This window comes from Vibrio sp. 378 (assembly GCF_033339435.1).
The window spans coordinates 1-584 of sequence record NZ_JAWOUO010000873.1 but is presented as its reverse complement, the minus strand read 5'-3'; the positions used below and the strand labels follow the sequence as shown (position 1 = coordinate 584).

The window sequence follows — 584 nt, the reverse complement described above, 5'->3', positions numbered from 1 at the left end:
TTTCCCAGGCTTCGTTCCTGCTTATATTCGTCCTTTATTCTGTGAAGGCATTGGGCCTTTCCGTTGGGCAGCTCTATCTGGTGATCCAGAAGACATTTACAAAACCGACCAAAAAGTAAAAGAGTTGATTCCTGACAACCCACATCTGCATAACTGGTTAGATATGGCGCGTGAGCGTATTCAGTTCCAAGGTCTTCCGGCTCGCATTTGTTGGGTAGGTTTGAAAGATCGTGAGCGCCTTGGTCAAGCGTTCAACGAAATGGTGAAAAATGGTGAGCTGAAAGCTCCTATCGTTATTGGTCGCGATCACTTAGATTCAGGCTCTGTAGCAAGCCCGAACCGAGAAACAGAAGGCATGATGGACGGCTCTGACGCAGTATCAGACTGGCCACTATTAAACGCATTATTGAACACGGCTGGTGGCGCAACATGGGTATCACTTCATCACGGTGGTGGCGTAGGTATGGGCTTCTCCCAACACTCGGGTATGGTCATTTGTTGTGACGGTAGTGACGATGCTGCTCAACGCATTGCTCGCGTATTGCATAACGACCCTGCAACAGGTGTAATGCGTCATGCTGATG

Annotated in this window: 1 pseudogene; it reads left to right on the top strand. The window is 48.8% G+C overall.

The window, feature by feature from the left end:
* Positions 1-584: pseudogene (locus R7Q48_RS29335) on the top strand (urocanate hydratase); the annotation flags it as partial.